Source organism: Janthinobacterium sp. FT14W, from assembly GCF_009208755.1.
In the GTDB taxonomy this organism is placed as follows: domain Bacteria; phylum Pseudomonadota; class Gammaproteobacteria; order Burkholderiales; family Burkholderiaceae_D; genus Janthinobacterium; species Janthinobacterium violaceinigrum.
In genome coordinates this window covers 1-17,979 of sequence record NZ_WFLL01000008.1, presented here as the reverse complement: position 1 = coordinate 17,979, position 17,979 = coordinate 1, and the positions used below count along the sequence as shown (strand labels likewise).

Genomic DNA, 17,979 nt, shown 5'->3' with positions numbered 1-17,979 from the left:
AAGGCGCAGCGCCGCAGACAGCACGCTAATGCGGCAACGCGCTGCAACGCCGCCATGGGCGCTTCAAATCCCGTAGCGCGCGCGGTAGGCGGAAACGGCTTCCTTGTGCTTCAGCAGTTCCGGATCGGCGCCCGCGCCGTTCAGGTAGCCGAACAGGTCGTCCAGGTTGCCGATCGAGATGACGGGAATGCCGTACTGTTTCGACACTTCCTGCACCGCCGAACTTGGCGACAGCTGGCCGTCCGGGCCCGAACGCTCCATGCGGTCCAGGGCGATCAGCACGGCGCATGGCTCGGCGCCGGCGGCGCGGATCATGTCGACCGATTCGCGCACCGAGGTGCCGGCCGAGATCACATCGTCAATGATGACAACCTTGCCATGCAGCTTGGCGCCGACGATGGTGCCGCCTTCGCCATGGTCCTTGGCTTCCTTGCGGTTGAAGGCGAACGAGGTATTGCGGCCCTTGCCGGCCAGCGCCACGGCGGTGGCCGACGCCAGGGTGATGCCCTTGTAGGCGGGGCCGAACAGCATGTCGAATTCGACGCCCGAGTCGAGCAGGGTCTGCGCGTAGAACTGCGCCAGCTCGGCCAGGGTGGCGCCGTCATGGAACAGGCCCGCATTGAAGAAGTACGGCGACTGGCGTCCGGCCTTGGTGGTGAACTCGCCAAACCGCAAGACTCCCTTGGATACTGAAAACGCGATAAACTGCTGGCGTAAATTATTCACATTAGCCTCATTTTTTAAAAGTGCCTGTATTTTAATCCGCGCGCACCGGCGAGACAATCGCCATGCCGCGCCCGCCGGCCCCGTCCAGCCCCGCTGGCGCTCACCATTGACTCTCGACCTATGCCAAAAATTATCTCCGCCAACCTGAACGGCATCCGTTCCGCCGCCAAAAAAGGCTTTTTCAACTGGATGGGCACGCAAACGGCCGATTTCATCTGCGTGCAGGAATTGAAGGCGCAGCTGCCCGACATGACGCCGGAATTCCTCAACCCGCACGGCTATCATGGCCATTTCCACTACGCCGAGAAAAAAGGCTATTCCGGCACGGGCGTGTACAGCAAGGTGGAACCGGACGCCGTGCATATCGGCTTCGGCAGCCCCGAATTCGATGCCGAAGGCCGCTATGTGCGCTGTGATTTTGGCAACCTGTCCGTCATTTCCGTGTACTGCCCGTCCGGTTCGTCCGGCCCGGAGCGCCAGGAAGCCAAGTTCCGCTTCATGGACCTGTTCCTGCCGCACCTGCTGGAATTGAAGGCGCTGGGACGCGAAGTGGTCATCTGCGGCGACTGGAACATCGCCCACCACGAAATCGACCTGAAAAACTGGAAGGGCAACAAGAAGAATTCCGGCTTCCTGCCCGAGGAACGCGCATGGCTGACGCGCGTCTTCGACGAAGTGGGCTTCGTCGACGTGCACCGCGGCCTGGACAAGCGCGAAGACCAGTACACGTGGTGGAGCAACCGGGGCCAGGCCTACGCGAAGAACGTAGGCTGGCGCATCGACTACCATGTCGCCACGCCCGGCATCGCGGCGCAGGCGCACACGGTCAGCGTCTACAAGGACGAGCGTTTTTCCGACCACGCGCCCTTGATCATCGATTACACGCTCAAAGGCTGAAACTCCCGTGGGTCGGATTAGCGCAGCGTAATCCGACAACATGGTTGACACGTCAACGGTGGCGTCGGCTTACGCTCTACGCGCCAACCCGACCTACGCAAGCCTGCGCCGGCTTTCAAAACGGCGCGGCGCGCCGCTCAACGGGTCAGTGAAATCGATGGCGCGCGCCAGCAGCTGCAAGGGCTGCGACATGTCGTCTTCCTTGCACGGCAGGGCCACCGGGTAAAACGCATCGTTGACGATGGGGATGCCCAGCGACGCCAGGTGCACGCGCAGCTGGTGCTTGCGGCCCGTGTGCGGATGCAGCCGGTACAGGTTCAACTCGCCGCGCCGCTCGATCACGTCGATGACGGTTTCCGAGTTCGGCTCGCCCGCCTCTTCGCGCATCAGGAAAAACTTGTCTCCGTCGACCATGCGGCTGCGGTAGGTGAACGGAAAATCGCGGCCATCGAGGCGCGGCGCCAGCGCCTCGTATGTCTTGCGCACTTCGCGGCGCTGGAACAGCGACTGGTAGGCGCCCCGGCTGGCTACCTGGCGCGAAAAAATCACCACGCCGGCCGTCTCGCGGTCGAGGCGGTGGATGGGCGTCAGGTCGGCACTGTCGAGCCGTTTCTTCAATCGCGTCAGCAAGGTCTCCTGCACGAAGCGCCCGCCCGGCGTCATGGGCAGAAAATGGGGCTTGTCGACCACGATCAAATGCGCGTCCTGGAACAGGATCTCTTCCTGGAACGGGATCGGCGTTTCGCGCTCCAGCTCGCGGTAGTAAAAGATGCGCATGCCGCGCTTGTAGGCGCTGGCGGGGCCCAGCACGGCGCCGTCGCCATCGACCACTTCGCCGCGCGCCATGCGGTCCTGCCATTGCGCGGCGCTGATCTGCGGATAGCGCGCGACGAGAAAGGAGAGCATGTCCGGCCACTGCCCCTCCGGCAGCCACAGATAGCTGGGGGCGACGCCGTCGCGCATGGGCAGCGGCACGGAACTGCTACGGGCAGACATCCTAGCGCGCGGCGATGGCGTTGCTGCGGTATGGCGGCAAGGCGTCCACGCTGACGCCCTTGCTGCGCGCATACAAGGGCAGCACTTGCGCCATGTGGCTGTTCATCTGCGAGATGCGGTCGCTGCCCGACGGGTGGGTCGAGAGGAATTCCGGCGGCGCGCCCTTGCTGACTGCCGCCATCTTCTGCCACAGCACCACGCCGGCGCGCGGGTCGAAACCGGCGCGCGCGGCCAGGTCCATGCCGATCAGGTCCGCTTCGCGCTCGTCGTCGCGCGAGAACTTCAGCATCACGCCCTTGGCCGCCATATTGGTGGCAGTGCTGGTCAGGTTCGGATCGACGCCGAGCCAGGCCGACAGGCCGGCGCCGGCCAGCTTGGCGCCCACGGCCGCCAGGTTGCCCTTGCCTGCCTGCGCCTGCGCGTGTTCGCGCAAGGCGTGCGAAATTTCATGGCCCATGACGACGGCCACTTCGTCATCCGTCAGGTTCAGTTTATTCAGGATGCCGCTGTAGAAGGCGATCTGCCCGCCCGGCATGCAGAAGGCGTTCACCTCGTCCGAGTTGAGCAGGTTGATCTGCCATTGCCAGCTGCTGGCGGCGTCGTTCCAGCGTGCCGCGTACGGGATAATGCGCTGGGCGATGGCGCGCAAGCGTTTCACCTGCGGATCGCTGTCCGGCACCAGCGCATTTTTTTCCTTGGCCTCGCGCACCAGTTCCGCATACTGCAGTTTCGATTTCTCGTTGAAGTTTTCGCCGCCGGCGAAAATGCGCGTGCCCGACAAAGGGCGCACCTTGATGCCATCCTGCACCACCTGCTGTTGCGAATGGGCGGACAAGGGCGCCAGCGCGGTGGCGGCGCACAGGCTGGCCAGGACGGCGCAGCGTTTAAGGGATATTGGTGCCATTGGCAGACCTCCATGGAGCAATTTTAGGCAGCATCATCATGGCCGGGAAGGCCAGGAAGAAGCAAACAATGAAAAACAAGAACCAGCCCAGCTCGGCGACGAGAAAACCCACCGAGGCATTGATCAGGGTGCGCGGCACGGCGCTCAGGCTGGAAAACAGCGCATATTGCGTGGCCGTGTAGCGCGGGTCCGTGGTGCGCGACAGGAACGCGACAAACGCGGCCGCCCCCAGGCCCAGGCTGGCAAAGGCTTCGAAGCCGATCACGGCGCTCAACAGCATGGTGTTCGGCCCCACCTGCGCCAGCCAGGCAAAACCCAGAATCGCGATGGCCTGCAGCGCGCCAAACACCCACAGGCCCCGGTTGATGCCCAGCTTGAGCATCCACACGCCGCCCACCACGCCGCCGGCCAGGCTGGCCCAGAAACCCGTGGTGTTGGCGGCCAGGCCGATCTGCGTCATGGAAAAACCCAGGTCCAGGTAAAACTTCGTCGCCAGCGCCGTGGCCATGCTGTCGCCGATTTTGTAGAGTAATACGAAGGCGAGGATCCACATTGCGTTACGCCAACCATCGCGCGCGATGAATTCCTGGAACGGCAGGATGATCGCTTCGCGCATGGTCTTCGGCGGCGAACCGTACACGGTGGGCTCCCTGATCAGCAAGGTGCAAACGAGACCAGGCAGCATGAAGGCGGCCGTGATCCAGAACACGGGCTGCCACGGCATGCGGTCGGCCAGGATCAGCGACAGCGCGCCCGGCACCATGCCCGCCACTTTATACGCGTTGACGATGACGGCGGCCCCCAGGCCCTGCTCGTTATCACTGAGGATTTCGCGCCGGTAGGCGTCGATGACGATGTCCTGGCTGGCCGACAGGAAGGCCACGCCGCCCGCAGCGGCGGCGATCAGGCCGATCTGCGTGAGCGGATCGAGCATGCCCATGCCGCCGATGGAAAAGAACAGCGCCACCTGCGTCAGGGCCATCCAGCCGCGCCGGCGGCCCAGCCCCAGGATGCGGTAGCGGTCCATCAGCGGCGCCCACAGGAATTTCCAGATATACGGGAACTGCACCAGGGCGAACAGCCCCAGCGCCTTGACGTTCAGGCCCGACTTGGCCAGCCATGCCTGCAGCAGATACAGCAGGATGAACAGGGGCAGGCCGGAACTGAAGCCCAGCACCAGCACGGCCAGCATGCGGCCATTGGCATAGGAACGCCAGCCTGGCGCCGGGCTCGTGCTCATCAATGCACCGCTTTTTTACGCAGGCGGAAGACGGCCAGGTCGCCACGCAGGTTGGGCAGCACGGAAACCATCCTGCCTTCGGCCAGGGCCACGCATTCGATCACTTCCAGGCCGCATTCCTCGGCCAGCTCGCGGAAGTCGTTGATGGTAGCGCAGCGCACGTTGGGCGTGTCGTACCACTGGTAGGGCAGAGATTTCGACACGGGCATGCGCCCTTTCAGCAATGCCACGCGGTGCGGCCAATAGGCGAAGTTGGGAAACGAGACGATGGCTTCGGCACCCACGCGCACGATGTCGCGCAGCAGCGGCTCGACCTGCTTCATCATCTGCAGGGACGACAGGCACAGCACCGTATCGAAGCTGTTGTCGCCAAAGACGGCCAGGCCCTTTTCCATGTCCTGCTGGATCACGTTGACGCCGCGCAGGGTGCTGGCCAGCACCTTGTCGTCGGCGATCTCGATGCCATAGCCGCTGCACTCCTTGTCGCTTTGCAGGTACTGCAGCATCACGCCGTCGCCGCAGCCCACGTCCAGCACATGCGCGTTGTCCGGCACCCAGTGGGCGATGAAGGCCAGGTCGGGGCGCAGCGCGCTCAATTCGTCGAAAGTCATGCGGTCTCCTTGGCGCCCTGGCGGACGGCGGTGTTCTGTACTGCGGCGGGCGCGCCCGCCGTGATGTCATGCCATACCTGGCCGTAATAGGCGCGCACCATGTTCATGTAGCGCGGGTCTTCCAGCAGGAAGGCGTCGTGGCCGTGCGGCGCGTCGATCTCGGCATACGTGACCTGGCGGCGGTTGCAGACGAGCGCTTCGACGATTTCGCGGCTGCGCTCGGGCGAGAAACGCCAGTCGGTGGAAAACGAGGCGAGAAAGAACTTGGCCTTGGTGCCCGACAGGGCCTTGGCCAGGTCGCCGCCATGCGCGCGCGCCGGGTCGAAATAATCGAGCGCCTTGGTGATCAACAAATACGTGTTGGCGTCGAAGTATTCGGAGAACTTGTCGCCCTGGTAGCGCAGGTACGATTCAATCTCGAAATCGATGCCGAAGCCGAATTTGTAGTCACCCGTCTGCGCCGCATCGCGCAGCTTGCGGCCGAATTTCTCGGCCATGTCGTCGTTCGACAGATAGGTGATGTGGCCCACCATGCGCGCCACGCGCAAGCCGTTCTTCGGCACCACGCCGTGCGCATAAAAGTCGCCGCCGCAGTAATCGGGGTCGGACAGGATGGCCTGGCGCGCCACGTCGTTGAAGGCGATGTTTTGCGCCGACAGCTTGGCCGTCGAGGCGATCACCACGCAGTGGCGCAGGCGCTCGGGGAACATGATGCTCCACGCCAGCGCCTGCATGCCGCCCAGGGAGCCGCCCATCACGGCGGCGAACTGCGTGATGCCCAGTTCATCGGCCAGGCGCGCCTGCGCGCTGACCCAGTCTTCCACGGTGACGACGGGGAAGGAGGCACCGTACGGCTTGCCGGTGGCGGGATTGGTGTGCATGGGTCCCGTCGAACCGAAGCAGGAACCCAGGTTATTGACGCCGATGACGAAGAATTTGTCGGTGTCGAGCGGCTTGCCCGGTCCCACCATATTGTCCCACCAGCCCGTGCTTTTCGGCTCGTCCGCATACACGCCGGCCACGTGGTGGGAGGCGTTCAGGGCGTGGCAGACCAGCACCGCATTCGATCTGTCGGCGTTCAGGGTGCCGTAGGTTTCATACATCAACATATAGTCTTGCAGCGAGGCTCCGCTTTGCAGCTGCAAGGGTTGCGCAAAATACATGGTTTGCGGCGAAACGATTCCAATGGATGACATGTGTGTCGGTTTATAAAAGGGGGGCGGCCCCACGGGCCATGGTCGATGCAGCACCGCGATGATAGGTGCTGCAACTTTAGCACCAGGACACCTCTTGCCGCGCGCGAGGTGTCCTGATGCTGATAAAACGACAGTTTACATGAGCTGCAACTGTTGTACGGCTTCCGCGATCACATTTGGTTCCATGGAACGCATAATTTTGCGCATTTGTGGCGCGATCAGGCCCAGGTCGCTGTTGAGGATCTCTTGCTTGACCGCCAACAGTTGCGCCGGGTGCATGGAAAACTCGCGCAAGCCCATGCCCAGCAGCAAGCGCGTGAGCTTCACGTCGCCCGCCATCTCGCCGCACACGGCCACGTCGATGCCCGCCTTGTGGCCGGCGGCGATCGTCATCGAGATCAGCTGCAGCACGGCCGGATGCAGCGGATTGTACAAATGCGCCACTTCGTAGTCGACGCGGTCGATGGCCAGGGTGTACTGGATCAGGTCATTCGTGCCGATCGACAGGAAATCCATGCGCTTGACGAACATGGGCAGGGCCAGCGCGGCGGCCGGGATCTCGATCATGGCGCCCACTTCGACCTCGTCGTCGAACTTGACGCCCTCCTCGCGCAGGCTGGCCTTCGCTTGCGCGATCATGGCCAGCGACTGGTCGATCTCGAACGCATGCGCCAGCATGGGAATCAGAATGCGCACCTTGCCGAAGGCCGAGGCGCGCAGGATGGCGCGCAGCTGCGTCAGGAACAGCTGCGGCTCGGCCAGGCAGTAACGGATGGCGCGCAAGCCCAGGGCGGGATTCAAGGCCGTATGGTCAGACTGGTCGAGCGGCTTGTCGGCGCCGATGTCGAGCGTGCGGATGGTCACCACGCGCCCTTTCATCGATTGCACCGTGTTGCGGTAAGCCTCGAACTGCTCGTCCTCGGTGGGGATCTTGTGCGCCCGGCCCATGAACAGGAATTCGGAGCGGAACAGGCCCACGCCGCTGGCGCCCGATTCCAGCGCGAACGGGCAATCCTCGGGCAGTTCGATATTCGCCAGCAGCGTAATCGGCGTGCCGCACTTGGTGACGGCCGGCGTCTTTTTCAGCTTGCCCAGCTTTTTGCGCGCCCGCTGCATGGCCACCTGGCGCTCGCGGTACTGCTCCAGCACCAGGGGACTGGGGTTGGCGATCACCACGCCCGCGTCGCCGTCGATGATCAGCCAGTCGTCCTGCTCGATCAGCATCGAGGCCTGCGACATGCCGACGGCGGCCGGGATATCCAGGCTGCGCGCAACGATGGCCGTATGCGAGTTCTGGCCGCCCACGTCGGTGATGAAGCCGATGAAGGAGCGGTCGCGGAACTGCAGCATGTCGGCCGGCGAGATATCGTGGGCGACGACGATCATCTGCGCCAGCAATTCATCGTCGGCCGCCGCTTTCGGCAGCAGCTGTTCGGTGCCCAGCAAGACCTTCAGCACGCGCTCGGCCACTTGCTGGATATCGGCCTTGCGCTCGCGCAGATACGGGTCTTCGATTTCGTCGAACTGCGCCGACAATTCATCGATTTGCGTCAGCAGCGCCCATTCGGCGTTGTAATGGCGCGAACGGATGATGTCGAGCGGCGCTTCGGCGATCATCGGGTCCGACAGGATCAGCGCGTGCACGTCGATGAACGCGCCCAGTTCGGTGGGCGCATCCTTCGGCAGCTCGTTCCACAGGGTTTGCAATTCCTTGTGGACGGCCGCGATGGCGTTTTGCAAGCGCTGGACTTCCGCTTCGATCTGTTCCTGGGCGACCAGGTAATGTTTGACGTCAAGGGCGGCCGGCGCCAGCAGATGCGCGCGGCCAATGGCGATGCCGCGGGAGACCGGGATGCCGTGGAGCGTGAAAGATGCCATGGGGTGACCTGTCGGAATGCGGCTGCGGCTGCGTTCGGCGGGCATTACTCGCCTTCGCCAAACCTGTCATTAATCAGGGCGGTGAGGGCATCGACACATGCCTGCTCGTCATCGCCCTCGGCTTCCAGGGTCACTTTCGCGCCCTTGCCGGCGGCCAGCATCATCACGCCCATGATGGACTTGGCGTTGATGCGGCGCGCGTTGCGGGTCAGCCAGACGTCGCTCTTGAACTTGGCGGCGAGCTGGGTAAATTTGGCGGAGGCGCGTGCGTGCAGTCCCAGCTTGTTGATGATTTCGAGTTCTTTTTGAATCATTTTTGTATGGTCTCTATCCCTGAATGCACTACGCTGATGACAATCTTGGCCTATAAAACCCGCCGCCTTCAGGGCGGCGGCCATGCACTTCCTTATTCGCCTACGCGGATGCGGTTATCGACGCGCACGGCGCCGCTTTGCGCACCGGCCAGCGCCATCTCCACCACCACGTCGAGCGTATCGCGGCGATACGTGATGGCGCGCAGCAGCATCGGCAGGCTGATGCCGGCGATGACTTCCACCCGGCCCGCATCGGCCAGCTTGTTGCAGCAATTCGACGGCGTGCCGCCCTTCACATCGGTAATCACCAGCACGCCGGAGCCGTCGTCGAGGCGGCAGATGGCTTCCGACGCCAGCTTCTGCACTTCCGCCAGGTCCTGGTCGGCGACGACGTCGATGGCTTCAAAACGTTCCGTTGGCCCCCGAAACACATGCGCGCAGGCGGCGATGAATGCCTGTCCCAGCGGTGCGTGTGTCATGAGCAAAATCCCTACCATGGTCATTTCACCTTCTGGTGCTGCTGTGCTTGCGCAACGCCATGCTCGACGGCGTCGACAAACATGGCAGCCACATCAAAACCCGTCTGCTGCATGATTTCCTGGAAGCAGGTTGGACTGGTGACGTTGACTTCCGTCAGATAGTCGCCGATCACGTCCAATCCTACCAGCATCAGGCCACGCGCGGCCAGGACAGGCCCCAGCTTTTCAGCGATTTCCAGGTCGCGCGCCGTCAACGGCTGCGCCACGCCCGTGCCGCCGGCGGCCAGGTTGCCCCGTACTTCGCCCGCCTGCGGGATGCGCGCCAGCGAAAACGGCACCGGTTTGCCGCCGATGACGAGGATGCGCTTGTCGCCCTTGACGATGTCGGCGATGAAACGCTGCGCCATGATGGTCTGCGCGCCGTTGTCCGTCAGCGTCTCGATGATGGCGCCCAGGTTCAGGCCATCGGCCTTGACGCGGAAGATGCCCGTGCCGCCCATGCCGTCCAGCGGCTTGAAGATGACGTCCTGGTGCTTGGCGTGGAAGGCGCGCAGGCGCGCTTCGTTCGACGTCACCAGGGTCGGCGAAGTGAATTCGGAAAACTGCGCAATGGCCAGCTTTTCATTGTTGTCGCGGATGGCGGACGGCTTGTTGAAGACGTGCGCGCCCTGCTTTTCCGCCAGTTCCAGCAGATACGTGCCATACACGTATTCCATGTCGAACGGCGGGTCCTTGCGCTCGATGACGGCGTCCAGGGCCGACAGGCGCACTTCCTCGGTGGAAACGACCTTGTACCAGTCGTGCTCGTCGCCCGTCAGCTCGATATGTTTCACCAGTGCCGTGACGATGCCCTCTTCCAGCGCCATGTCCTTCTGCTCGAAGGCGTAGACGGCGTGGCCGCGCCTGGCCGCCTCGCGCATCATGGCGAAAGTGGAATCTTTGTAAGTCTTGAAGCCTGCCAGCGGGTCGGCAAGGAATGCAATTTTCATGGTGCGTCCAATCGGGGAGCCTGGATAAGGAATGCTTGATTCTAGCCGAGATCGCCAGGCACAGTCGTCACCGCGCCCGGCAAGCCGCAGGGATGGATCAATACACCTCGGGATTCGGGTCCGTGCGCTCCATTTCCAGCGACGCGGCCAGCAAGGCCAGGCGCGCCACCACGCCATACACATAGAAGCGGTTCGGTGCAGCCGTGCCCGGCTTGGCCTTCAAGTCCGGCACGGCATGCTGCTGGGCAAACGCCAGCGGCACGTACTGCGAACCGGGCGCGTTCAGGTTCTGGTCCACGCCCCGCTCCGCATGCACGCGGTAGAAGCCGCCCACCACGTAGCGGTCGATCATGTAGACGACAGGCTCGGCCACGGCATCCTTGATGCTCTCGAAGGTCGGCACGCCTTCCTGGATGATCACGTCCGTGACGACCTTGCCATCCTTGACGATGGACATCTTGTCGCGCTGCTTGCGCGACAGGTCGCGCACTTCGCTGGCGTCGCGCACCGTCATGATGCCCGTGCCATACGTGCCCGCATCGGGCTTGACGATGACGAAGGGCTTTTCCTTGATACCGTATTCCTTGTATTTCTTGCGGATCTTGGCCAGCAGCACGTCGACGCTGGCGGCCAGCGCATCCTCGCCCTCGCCTTCCTGGAAATTGACGTCGCTGCACTTGGCGTGGAAGGGATTGAGCATCCACGGGTCGACATCGATCATCTTGCCGAATTTTTTCACCACTTCATCGTAGGCCGTGTAGTGATTGCTCTTGCGGCGCAAGGCCCAGCCCGCATGCAAGGGCGGCAGCAGGCTTTGCTCATGAATATTTTGCAAGATATCGGGTATGCCGTCCGACAAGTCGTTATTCAGCAAGATCGTGCACGGGTCGAAATCCTTCAAGCCCAGGCGGCGGCCGTTGTTCAGGCGCACGAGAGGCTCGATGACGAGCATGTTGCCATCTGGCAACGCCAACGGTGTCGGCTGGGTGATGTCGGGCGACCAGGAACCGAAGCGCACGTGCAGCCCCGTCTGGCGGAAGATCTGCATCAGGCGCGCCACGTTCTGCAGGTATTGCGGCGTCGTGTTGTGCAATTCCGGCACGATCAGCAGGTTGCGGGCATCCGGGCAATACTTGTCGATGGCGGCCATGGCCGCCTGCACGGACAAGGGCAGCATTTCCGTGGCCAGGTTATGGAAACCGCCTGGGAACAGATTGGTATCGACGGGCGCCAGCTTGTAGCCCGCATTACGCAAGTCTACCGAGCAATAGAAGGGCGGCGTGTGCTCTTGCCACTCCATGCGAAACCAGCGCTCAATGGCCGGCGTCGCGGCCAGAATCTTTTTTTCGAGGTCGAGCAGCGGTCCGGTCAGGGCCGTGACGAGATGGGGAACCATAGTTACATCCTTAAATTATGTGCAGTATTCAAAAAAGCACACAGAACTGCCGACTATATTACCGTGTAAGTACCCCAAATCGGGGCAAAAGCCTTGTTTTAAAGACCTTTTCCATTCCCATAACGAAAAAAAGGCGCCTCAATGAGGCGCCTTTTCCAGCAGGACACGCCGCGCCGGAGCGCTGGGGTGCCAGATGATTAGCATTTAGCCATGATATGCCTGCTCGCCATGGCTGGTGATATCGAGGCCTTCGCGCTCCTCTTCTTCCGGGACGCGCAAGCCGATGACGATGTCGACCAGTTTATACGCGATGACGGAGACCACGGCCGACCAGAGGATGGTGGTGCCGACCGCTTGCGCCTGCACCCACACCTGGTGGCCGATCGAGTACGGGTCCGCCGACATCTTGTTGGTGACGTAGTCGAAGATGCCCTGGCCGCCCAGTTGTGGCGCCGCAAACACACCCGTCAGCAAGGCACCCAGGATGCCGCCCACGCCATGCACGCCGAACACGTCGAGCGAATCGTCGGCGCCGATCAGGCGTTTCAGGCCATTCACGCCCCACAGGCAGACGACACCGGCCAGCAGGCCGATGACCAGGCCGCCCATCGGGCCGACAAAGCCGGCCGCCGGGGTGATCGCCACCAGGCCGGCGACGGCGCCCGATGCGCCACCGAGCATGGATGGCTTGCCTTTGCTGATCCACTCGCCAAACACCCACGACAGGGTGGCGGCGGCAGTCGCCAGCAAGGTATTGACGAAGGCCAGGGCCGCCACGTCGCCCGCTTCCAGCGAGGAACCGGCGTTGAAACCGAACCAGCCCACCCACAACAGGGAAGCACCGATCATGGTCATCGTCAGCGAGTGCGGCGCCATCGATTCACGGCCGTAGCCGACGCGCTTGCCGATCATGATGGCGCCCACCAGGCCGGCGACGGCGGCATTGATGTGCACCACGGTGCCGCCGGCGAAGTCCAGCGCGCCTTTTTGCCAGATCCAGCCCGCCTTCAAGGCTTCGCTGGCCGAGGTGGCGGCGTTGGTGATCAGGTCAGGCCCGGTCCAGAACCACACCATGTGGGCTGCTGGCAGGTAGGCAAACGTGAACCACAGCACGACGAAGGCCAGCACGGCGGCAAACTTGGCGCGCTCGGCAAAGGCGCCGACAATCAGCGCGCAAGTGATGGCGGCAAACGTGCCCTGGAACGCCACGAAGACGAACTCGGGAATGACCACGCCCTTGCTGAAGGTGGCGGCGGCGGCAAACGTGCCCTTGGCCGGATCCCAGATACCGTTCAGGAACAGGCGGTCGAAGCCACCGAAGAAAGCGGTTTTTTCCGTGAACGCGATCGAGTAGCCGTAGATGCACCACAGGACGATGACCAGTGCGAACACCATGAACACCTGGATCAGCACGGACAGCATGTTCTTGGAGCGCACCAGGCCGCCGTAGAACAGGGCCAGGCCGGGGATGGTCATCAAGATCACCAGCAGGGTGCTGATCATCATGAAGCTGGTATCGCCCTTGTTGGCGACAGGGGCGGCGGCTGGCGCGGCTGCGGCAGGGGCCGGCGCGGCGGCAGCTGGCGCGGCGGCCGGTGCCGCTGCGTCAGGCGCCGGCGTCACGGCAGGGGCGGCGACGGCCGCAGTCGTGGCCGCTTCCGTCTTGGCGGGGGCATCGGCAAAGCTCGGCGCGGCGACGCCGAACGCACACAGACAGGCTATCCCAGCTAGCAATTTTGTTATATTTTTACGCATCGATATTCCCCTTAGAGCGCTTCGTTGCCGGTTTCACCGGTACGGATACGGATGACTTGTTCCAGGTTGTAGACGAAAATCTTGCCATCGCCGATTTTACCGGTACGCGCGGCACCTTCGATCGCTTCGATGGCCTGGTCGACAATGGCGTCATCGACGGCCGCTTCAATCTTCGTTTTTGGCAAGAAATCGACGACATACTCGGCGCCACGGTAGAGTTCCGTGTGGCCTTTCTGGCGGCCGAAGCCTTTGACTTCGGTGACGGTAATGCCTTGCACATTGATAGCCGACAAGGCTTCGCGTACTTCGTCCAATTTGAACGGTTTAATGATTGCAGTAATCATTTTCATGGCTGTCTCGCTTAAAAGGTTTTGGACACGGTCAGCACGAGACCGGATTTCGCCAGATTCTTGCCATTCGGCGCCAGCGACGTGATGTTGGCCCTGACTGCTGCCAGGGAAACGGTCGCCATGCCGAAGTCCTTGGTCACGCCGATCTTGTAGTCGCTGTAACTGAGGGCATCGTTGTGCTCGACCTTCTGGCGGCCCGCATGCAGGTTCAACATATAACCATCATGCACTTCCACGTTGGCGCCCACATCGAGGTAGCCGCTGTTCTTGCTGTCCGGTACGCCGAACAGATTGGTGGTCGAATGCGAGTACTTGATATACAACGGACCGTAGCCCAGCTGGCCGTACAGCTCGAAGGTATTGGCATTGGTGCTCAAGCCATTCGATGGGTAGAAGTAATACAGGCCGCCCACGTCATAGGTAAAATCCTTGCTGAACTCGCCCCGCTTGCCGCCGTAGATATCCCATTCCACATTGGTATCGCCGCCGCCGTCCTTGATCCATTTGATGCTCGACAGCCAGGTACCCACATACAGCCCCGTCGGATTGTGGGTATAGTCGGCGCCGCCGCTGATGGCCGGCTCCAATCGGCTTTGCGACACGCCGCGGTAGCGGTAGTCGCTGGTCAGCGCCACGTTATAGCTCACCACATTGTCGGGCACGGCTTCGGCCGCAGCAGGTGCCGCCACTGCATCCTGGGCCATGGCGCTGCCGCTCAAGGCGGTCATGGCCAGTGTCAACGCTGCAGCTAAAGTCATGTTCTTGGACAGATTCTTCATGGCGATTCCCTTTTATTGAACTTTTAAAGCGGTTGAGGTTTAAAATCTTGGCTGGAGATCACAAAGCGTTCATAGCTTCTTTAGCAGAATACGTGCCAGCTCTCTTGCCACCTTGACAGGTGCATTTCCGTCCATACATAGCCTGCAAGCCGCCAGGACTGCGGGAACGGGCTGCTGAAGCACAATGAACCGCCCAGCTTCGCACCAGATTAACGCCGCTGTGCACCGCAATGGTGCGATGCACAGGCCGCACCATAAAAGGACTGACCATGGACATGAATACCTTCTTTAACGACTTGCAAGGCAAGATCCATCAAGCCATCGAAAACTCGCCGGCCAAGGATATCGAGAAAAACGTGAAATCGATGATGACCCAAGGCTTCGCCCGCCTCGATCTCGTCACACGCGAGGAATTCGATATCCAGGCGCAAGTGCTGGCCAAGACCCGCGCCAAGCTCGACGCACTGGAATTGCGCCTGATCGAACTGGAAACGCGCCTGAACGATACCAAAGCGTAAAGTGCGGCCAGCCAGGCCCCGTTATTGACGGCCTGGCTGGCATAGCTCAAGCCTGGCGGCGCTTCCAGCGCTAGACTGATCCTGCCCGCGCCCGCGTTACGGGGGAGTCTGATGAGCCTGGCCGTCCTGAAAAGCCGCGCCCTGGCCGGCATGGAGGCGCCCGAGGTAAGTGTCGAAGTCCACCTTGCCAATGGTTTGCCCTCGTTTACGATAGTCGGCCTGCCGGATACGGAAGTGAAGGAATCGCGCGACCGCGTCCGCGCCGCGCTGCAAAACTGCGGCTTCGAGATGCCGACGCGGCGCATTACGGCCAATCTGGCGCCGGCCGACCTGCCCAAGGAATCGGGCCGCTTCGACCTGCCCATTGCGCTGGGCATCCTGGCCGCTTCGGGCCAATTGCCGGCCGATCAATTACACCACTATGAATTCGCGGGCGAACTGTCGCTGTCGGGCCAGCTACGCCCCATCCGCGGCGCGCTGGCCATGACCTTTGCCATGCAGCGCAGCCGGGCCGGTGCACCACGCGCCTTCATCCTGCCCCAGGCGAATGCGGACGAGGCGGCGCTGGTCGGCGATGCCTGCATCTATCCGGCCCACAGCCTGCTCGAGGTCTGCGCGCATTTTGCCGCGCACGCCAGCCAGCAGACGCCCCTGCAGCGCCATCAACCCACGCTGGCGGCGCACGCTTTCCCGTATCCCGACTTTGCCGATGTGCAAGGACAGCAGCAGGCGCGGCGCGCCCTGGAAGTGGCGGCCGCGGGCGGCCATCATGTCCTGATGGTGGGGCCGCCGGGTGCGGGCAAGACCATGCTGGCCAGCCGCTTTCCCGGCGTGCTGCCGCCCATGAACGATGAAGAGGCGCTGGAATCGGCTGCCGTGCATTCGCTGGGCGGCCATTTCAAGGTGGAACACTGGAAACGCCGCCCCTACCGGGCACCGCACCAGACGGCGTCCGGCGTGGCACTGGTAGGCGGTGGCAACGTGCCGCGCCCGGGAGAAATCTCGCTGGCGCACTGCGGCGTGTTGTTTCTCGATGAAATTGCCGAATTCCACCGCCGGGTGCTCGATGTCCTGCGCCAGCCCATGGAATCGGGGATGATCAGCATTTCGCGCGCGGCCCGCCAGGCCGAGTTTCCCGCCCGCTTTCAGCTGATCGCCGCCATGAATCCCTGTCCGTGCGGCTATCTGGGCCACGCTTCCGGTCGTTGCCGCTGTACGTCGGACGCCGTGCTGCGCTATCACAACCGCCTGTCCGGTCCGCTACTCGACCGTATCGACCTGCAGATCGAAGTGGCCGCCATGCCCCCGGCGGCGCTGGGGCGGCATGCAGGCGCCGGCGAAAGTACACAAGCCATCGCCGCCCGGGTAGCGGCAGCCTTTGCCCTGCAGCTGGCGCGCCAGGGGAAATCGAACCAGCGCTTGAGCAACACGGAAATCGAACAGCATTGTCGCCTGGACGCACATGGCGAGCAGTTGCTGCTTGGCGCCATGGCGCGCCTGCACTGGTCAGCGCGTACTTACCACAGGGTATTGCGCGTGGCGCGCAGCATTGCGGACCTGGCGGACAGCACCGCCATCACGCCGCCGCATCTGGCCGAAGCCATCCAGTACCGGCGCGTACTGCGCGAGCTATGAGGCTGCCAGCCAAGGCCCATACGTGCACGATTGCGCGTGGCTGGCGGCGCTGCTACCATCTGCTGATGAAAAAACCATCACTTGCCATCTTCCTGGCCCTGCTCGCAGCTGCGTGCACGCTGTCCGCCTGCAGTCCGAAATTCGACTGGCGCGACTATCGCAGCCCCGACGCCCAGTTCACGGCCCTGTTTCCAGGCAAGCCGGCCGTGCTGACACGCGAGATCGATCTCGATGGCAAGAAAGTGAGCCTGACCATGACGGCGAGCGAAGCCGATGGCAGCACCTTCGCCATCGGCAGCGCCGTGCTCGACAGTGCCGAACAGGCGCAAGCGGCCTTGCCCGCCATGCAGACAGCCCTGCTGAAAAATATCAACGGCACTGTACGCAGCGAAAAATCCGTCTCGGCGGCCAGCAGCAGCGCTGCCGGCACGCAGCAGCGCAGTTCGCGCAGCATCGAAGCCGGCGGCACGCAGCAAGGCAAGCCTGTGTTGCTGGTGGGCCGTTTTGTGGCGCAGGACAAGCGCATCTTCCAGATCGTCATACTCGGTGAAGAAAACAAGTTGTCACGCGACACCATCGACACCTTCATGGACTCCGTAAAACTGGATTGAGACTTAACGATCGCTTAAATGGCGGTTTTCACGATCAGCAAGCCCTTGTAAATACGTGCGTTGTCCAACAGATGGCCCTATCTGGCTTGCAAATGTGCAATCCGGATAATTGGACGGCCTGTGCGACATTTCAAGTCGTGATATTGTTTCGACACTAACAACAAGTTCCAGAAAGCGCTTATGTTGATCTCATTCAAATCCAAATCCTCCCCTGAAGTGCTGATGTACCAGGAACATGCCCAGCGTATCCTCGACATCCTGCACAAGAACCCCACGCGCGGCGTCATCACGCCAGCGGAAGCGGGTGATGCCCTGGCCCTGCTGGAAAAAGAGGTCGCGGAAAGCAAACTGCATCCGGAAAATGACATCGAACACGATGCACATACGCCGGAAACGCTGGAAGAAGGCGAAACGGGCGCCCATGCGCGCGCGCAAAAAGTCCATTTTTCGCAGCGCGCCTATCCGCTGATGGAAATGCTGCGTTCGGCCAAGGCAGAAGGTGAAAGCATCACCTGGGGCATCTAGCTCGATGAATGCTGCAGACGAAAAAAAACCCCGCACACACGGGGTTTTTTTATATAACAAGCCTGACGATAACCTACTTTCACACTGGTTGCAGCACTATCATCGGCGCAAAGTTGTTTCACGGTCCTGTTCGGGATGGGAAGGGGTGGGACCAACTTGCTATGGTCATCAGGCATAACT

The 17,979-nt window shown here is 62.2% G+C and carries 19 protein-coding genes and 1 rRNA gene; 5 read left to right on the top strand and 15 right to left on the bottom strand.

Annotation, left to right across the window (positions count from 1 at the left end):
• Positions 1-63: 63 nt before the first annotated feature.
• A complete protein-coding gene (gene pyrE / locus GCN74_RS07815; RefSeq protein WP_076568256.1) occupies positions 64-726 on the bottom strand; it encodes an orotate phosphoribosyltransferase in 663 nt (220 codons plus the stop codon).
• 120 nt (positions 727-846) lie between these two features.
• On the opposite strand from pyrE, the gene GCN74_RS07810 reads away from it, so the two are divergent.
• On the top strand, positions 847-1,623 hold the full coding sequence (locus GCN74_RS07810) for an exodeoxyribonuclease III (RefSeq protein WP_152256140.1): 777 nt from the start codon (positions 847-849) through the stop codon (positions 1,621-1,623).
• 93 nt (positions 1,624-1,716) lie between these two features.
• On the opposite strand, the gene GCN74_RS07805 is transcribed toward GCN74_RS07810, so the two are convergent.
• The 13 genes from GCN74_RS07805 to GCN74_RS07745 all read right to left on the bottom strand — a co-directional run bounded on the left by GCN74_RS07805 (position 1,717) and on the right by GCN74_RS07745 (position 14,510).
• The gene (locus tag GCN74_RS07805; protein WP_152256139.1) at positions 1,717-2,619 is read right to left on the bottom strand and encodes a pseudouridine synthase; all 903 of its coding nucleotides are present in this window, start codon (positions 2,617-2,619) and stop codon (positions 1,717-1,719) included.
• A 1-nt stretch (position 2,620) separates the two neighbouring features.
• Positions 2,621-3,523, bottom strand: a complete 903-nt coding sequence (locus tag GCN74_RS07800) for a M48 family metallopeptidase (RefSeq protein ID WP_152256138.1) — start codon at positions 3,521-3,523, stop codon at positions 2,621-2,623.
• Positions 3,504-4,763 (bottom strand): AmpG family muropeptide MFS transporter, encoded by a 1,260-nt coding sequence (locus tag GCN74_RS07795; RefSeq protein WP_152256137.1) that lies wholly within the window; start codon positions 4,761-4,763, stop codon positions 3,504-3,506. Before GCN74_RS07795 ends, GCN74_RS07800 begins: the two co-directional genes overlap by 20 nt.
• Positions 4,763-5,374 carry a methionine biosynthesis protein MetW gene (gene metW / locus GCN74_RS07790; protein WP_152256136.1) on the bottom strand — a complete coding sequence of 204 codons (612 nt, stop codon included), beginning with the start codon at positions 5,372-5,374 and terminating at the stop codon, positions 4,763-4,765. Before metW ends, GCN74_RS07795 begins: the two co-directional genes overlap by 1 nt.
• A complete protein-coding gene (metX, locus tag GCN74_RS07785; RefSeq protein ID WP_152256135.1) occupies positions 5,371-6,570 on the bottom strand; it encodes a homoserine O-succinyltransferase MetX in 1,200 nt (399 codons plus the stop codon). Before metX ends, metW begins: the two co-directional genes overlap by 4 nt.
• Before the next feature lie 135 nt (positions 6,571-6,705).
• Positions 6,706-8,448 (bottom strand): phosphoenolpyruvate--protein phosphotransferase, encoded by a 1,743-nt coding sequence (ptsP, locus tag GCN74_RS07780; protein ID WP_152256134.1) that lies wholly within the window; start codon positions 8,446-8,448, stop codon positions 6,706-6,708.
• Between the two features lie 44 nt (positions 8,449-8,492).
• Complete coding sequence (locus GCN74_RS07775) at positions 8,493-8,762, bottom strand: HPr family phosphocarrier protein (RefSeq protein ID WP_010393142.1); 270 nt, start codon at positions 8,760-8,762, stop codon at positions 8,493-8,495.
• Positions 8,763-8,854: 92 nt separating this feature from the next.
• Positions 8,855-9,259 carry a PTS sugar transporter subunit IIA gene (locus tag GCN74_RS07770; protein ID WP_029496035.1) on the bottom strand — a complete coding sequence of 135 codons (405 nt, stop codon included), beginning with the start codon at positions 9,257-9,259 and terminating at the stop codon, positions 8,855-8,857.
• Positions 9,260-9,261: 2 nt separating this feature from the next.
• Positions 9,262-10,230: a glutathione synthase gene (gene gshB, locus GCN74_RS07765; protein ID WP_152256133.1), complete on the bottom strand. Its 969-nt coding sequence runs from the start codon at positions 10,228-10,230 to the stop codon at positions 9,262-9,264.
• Positions 10,231-10,327: 97 nt separating this feature from the next.
• On the bottom strand, positions 10,328-11,626 hold the full coding sequence (gene gshA, locus GCN74_RS07760) for a glutamate--cysteine ligase (RefSeq protein ID WP_070254361.1): 1,299 nt from the start codon (positions 11,624-11,626) through the stop codon (positions 10,328-10,330).
• Positions 11,627-11,830: 204 nt separating this feature from the next.
• On the bottom strand, positions 11,831-13,381 hold the full coding sequence (locus GCN74_RS07755; protein ID WP_152256132.1) for an ammonium transporter: 1,551 nt from the start codon (positions 13,379-13,381) through the stop codon (positions 11,831-11,833).
• An 11-nt stretch (positions 13,382-13,392) separates the two neighbouring features.
• Entirely contained in the window at positions 13,393-13,731 is a 339-nt protein-coding gene (locus GCN74_RS07750) for a P-II family nitrogen regulator (RefSeq protein WP_010393464.1), read from the bottom strand.
• Between the two features lie 11 nt (positions 13,732-13,742).
• Positions 13,743-14,510 carry a TorF family putative porin gene (locus tag GCN74_RS07745; protein ID WP_152256131.1) on the bottom strand — a complete coding sequence of 256 codons (768 nt, stop codon included), beginning with the start codon at positions 14,508-14,510 and terminating at the stop codon, positions 13,743-13,745.
• Positions 14,511-14,779: 269 nt separating this feature from the next.
• Here GCN74_RS07745 and GCN74_RS07740 point away from each other — a divergent pair, with 269 nt between their 5' ends.
• From GCN74_RS07740 to GCN74_RS07725, 4 genes are all read left to right on the top strand, one after another.
• Positions 14,780-15,028, top strand: coding sequence for an accessory factor UbiK family protein (locus GCN74_RS07740; RefSeq protein WP_034749434.1), 249 nt, complete (start codon positions 14,780-14,782; stop codon positions 15,026-15,028).
• Positions 15,029-15,139: 111 nt separating this feature from the next.
• Positions 15,140-16,663, top strand: coding sequence for a YifB family Mg chelatase-like AAA ATPase (locus tag GCN74_RS07735; RefSeq protein WP_152256130.1), 1,524 nt, complete (start codon positions 15,140-15,142; stop codon positions 16,661-16,663).
• Between the two features lie 65 nt (positions 16,664-16,728).
• Positions 16,729-17,274 (top strand): hypothetical protein, encoded by a 546-nt coding sequence (locus GCN74_RS07730; protein WP_152256129.1) that lies wholly within the window; start codon positions 16,729-16,731, stop codon positions 17,272-17,274.
• 180 nt (positions 17,275-17,454) lie between these two features.
• The gene (locus tag GCN74_RS07725; RefSeq protein WP_152256128.1) at positions 17,455-17,799 is read left to right on the top strand and encodes a DUF1840 domain-containing protein; all 345 of its coding nucleotides are present in this window, start codon (positions 17,455-17,457) and stop codon (positions 17,797-17,799) included.
• A 60-nt stretch (positions 17,800-17,859) separates the two neighbouring features.
• Here GCN74_RS07725 and rrf read toward each other — a convergent pair.
• A 5S ribosomal RNA gene (gene rrf / locus GCN74_RS07720) occupies positions 17,860-17,972 on the bottom strand.
• Between the last annotated feature and the right edge of the window lie 7 nt (positions 17,973-17,979).

What these genes read in the sequence shown, in the direction of transcription:
- GCN74_RS07810 (WP_152256140.1), top strand. Translation starts at nt 847, where the DNA reads ATGCCAAAAATTATCTCCGCCAACCTGAACGGCATCCGTTCCGCCGCC.
- GCN74_RS07805 (WP_152256139.1), bottom strand. Translation starts at nt 2,619, where the DNA reads ATGTCTGCCCGTAGCAGTTCCGTGCCGCTGCCCATGCGCGACGGCGTC.
- GCN74_RS07800 (WP_152256138.1), bottom strand. Translation starts at nt 3,523, where the DNA reads ATGGCACCAATATCCCTTAAACGCTGCGCCGTCCTGGCCAGCCTGTGC.
- GCN74_RS07795 (WP_152256137.1), bottom strand. Translation starts at nt 4,763, where the DNA reads ATGAGCACGAGCCCGGCGCCAGGCTGGCGTTCCTATGCCAATGGCCGC.
- metW (WP_152256136.1), bottom strand. Translation starts at nt 5,374, where the DNA reads ATGACTTTCGACGAATTGAGCGCGCTGCGCCCCGACCTGGCCTTCATC.
- metX (WP_152256135.1), bottom strand. Translation starts at nt 6,570, where the DNA reads ATGTCATCCATTGGAATCGTTTCGCCGCAAACCATGTATTTTGCGCAA.
- ptsP (WP_152256134.1), bottom strand. Translation starts at nt 8,448, where the DNA reads ATGGCATCTTTCACGCTCCACGGCATCCCGGTCTCCCGCGGCATCGCC.
- GCN74_RS07775 (WP_010393142.1), bottom strand. Translation starts at nt 8,762, where the DNA reads ATGATTCAAAAAGAACTCGAAATCATCAACAAGCTGGGACTGCACGCA.
- GCN74_RS07770 (WP_029496035.1), bottom strand. Translation starts at nt 9,259, where the DNA reads ATGGTAGGGATTTTGCTCATGACACACGCACCGCTGGGACAGGCATTC.
- gshB (WP_152256133.1), bottom strand. Translation starts at nt 10,230, where the DNA reads ATGAAAATTGCATTCCTTGCCGACCCGCTGGCAGGCTTCAAGACTTAC.
- gshA (WP_070254361.1), bottom strand. Translation starts at nt 11,626, where the DNA reads ATGGTTCCCCATCTCGTCACGGCCCTGACCGGACCGCTGCTCGACCTC.
- GCN74_RS07755 (WP_152256132.1), bottom strand. Translation starts at nt 13,381, where the DNA reads ATGCGTAAAAATATAACAAAATTGCTAGCTGGGATAGCCTGTCTGTGT.
- GCN74_RS07750 (WP_010393464.1), bottom strand. Translation starts at nt 13,731, where the DNA reads ATGAAAATGATTACTGCAATCATTAAACCGTTCAAATTGGACGAAGTA.
- GCN74_RS07745 (WP_152256131.1), bottom strand. Translation starts at nt 14,510, where the DNA reads ATGAAGAATCTGTCCAAGAACATGACTTTAGCTGCAGCGTTGACACTG.
- GCN74_RS07740 (WP_034749434.1), top strand. Translation starts at nt 14,780, where the DNA reads ATGGACATGAATACCTTCTTTAACGACTTGCAAGGCAAGATCCATCAA.
- GCN74_RS07735 (WP_152256130.1), top strand. Translation starts at nt 15,140, where the DNA reads ATGAGCCTGGCCGTCCTGAAAAGCCGCGCCCTGGCCGGCATGGAGGCG.
- GCN74_RS07730 (WP_152256129.1), top strand. Translation starts at nt 16,729, where the DNA reads ATGAAAAAACCATCACTTGCCATCTTCCTGGCCCTGCTCGCAGCTGCG.
- GCN74_RS07725 (WP_152256128.1), top strand. Translation starts at nt 17,455, where the DNA reads ATGTTGATCTCATTCAAATCCAAATCCTCCCCTGAAGTGCTGATGTAC.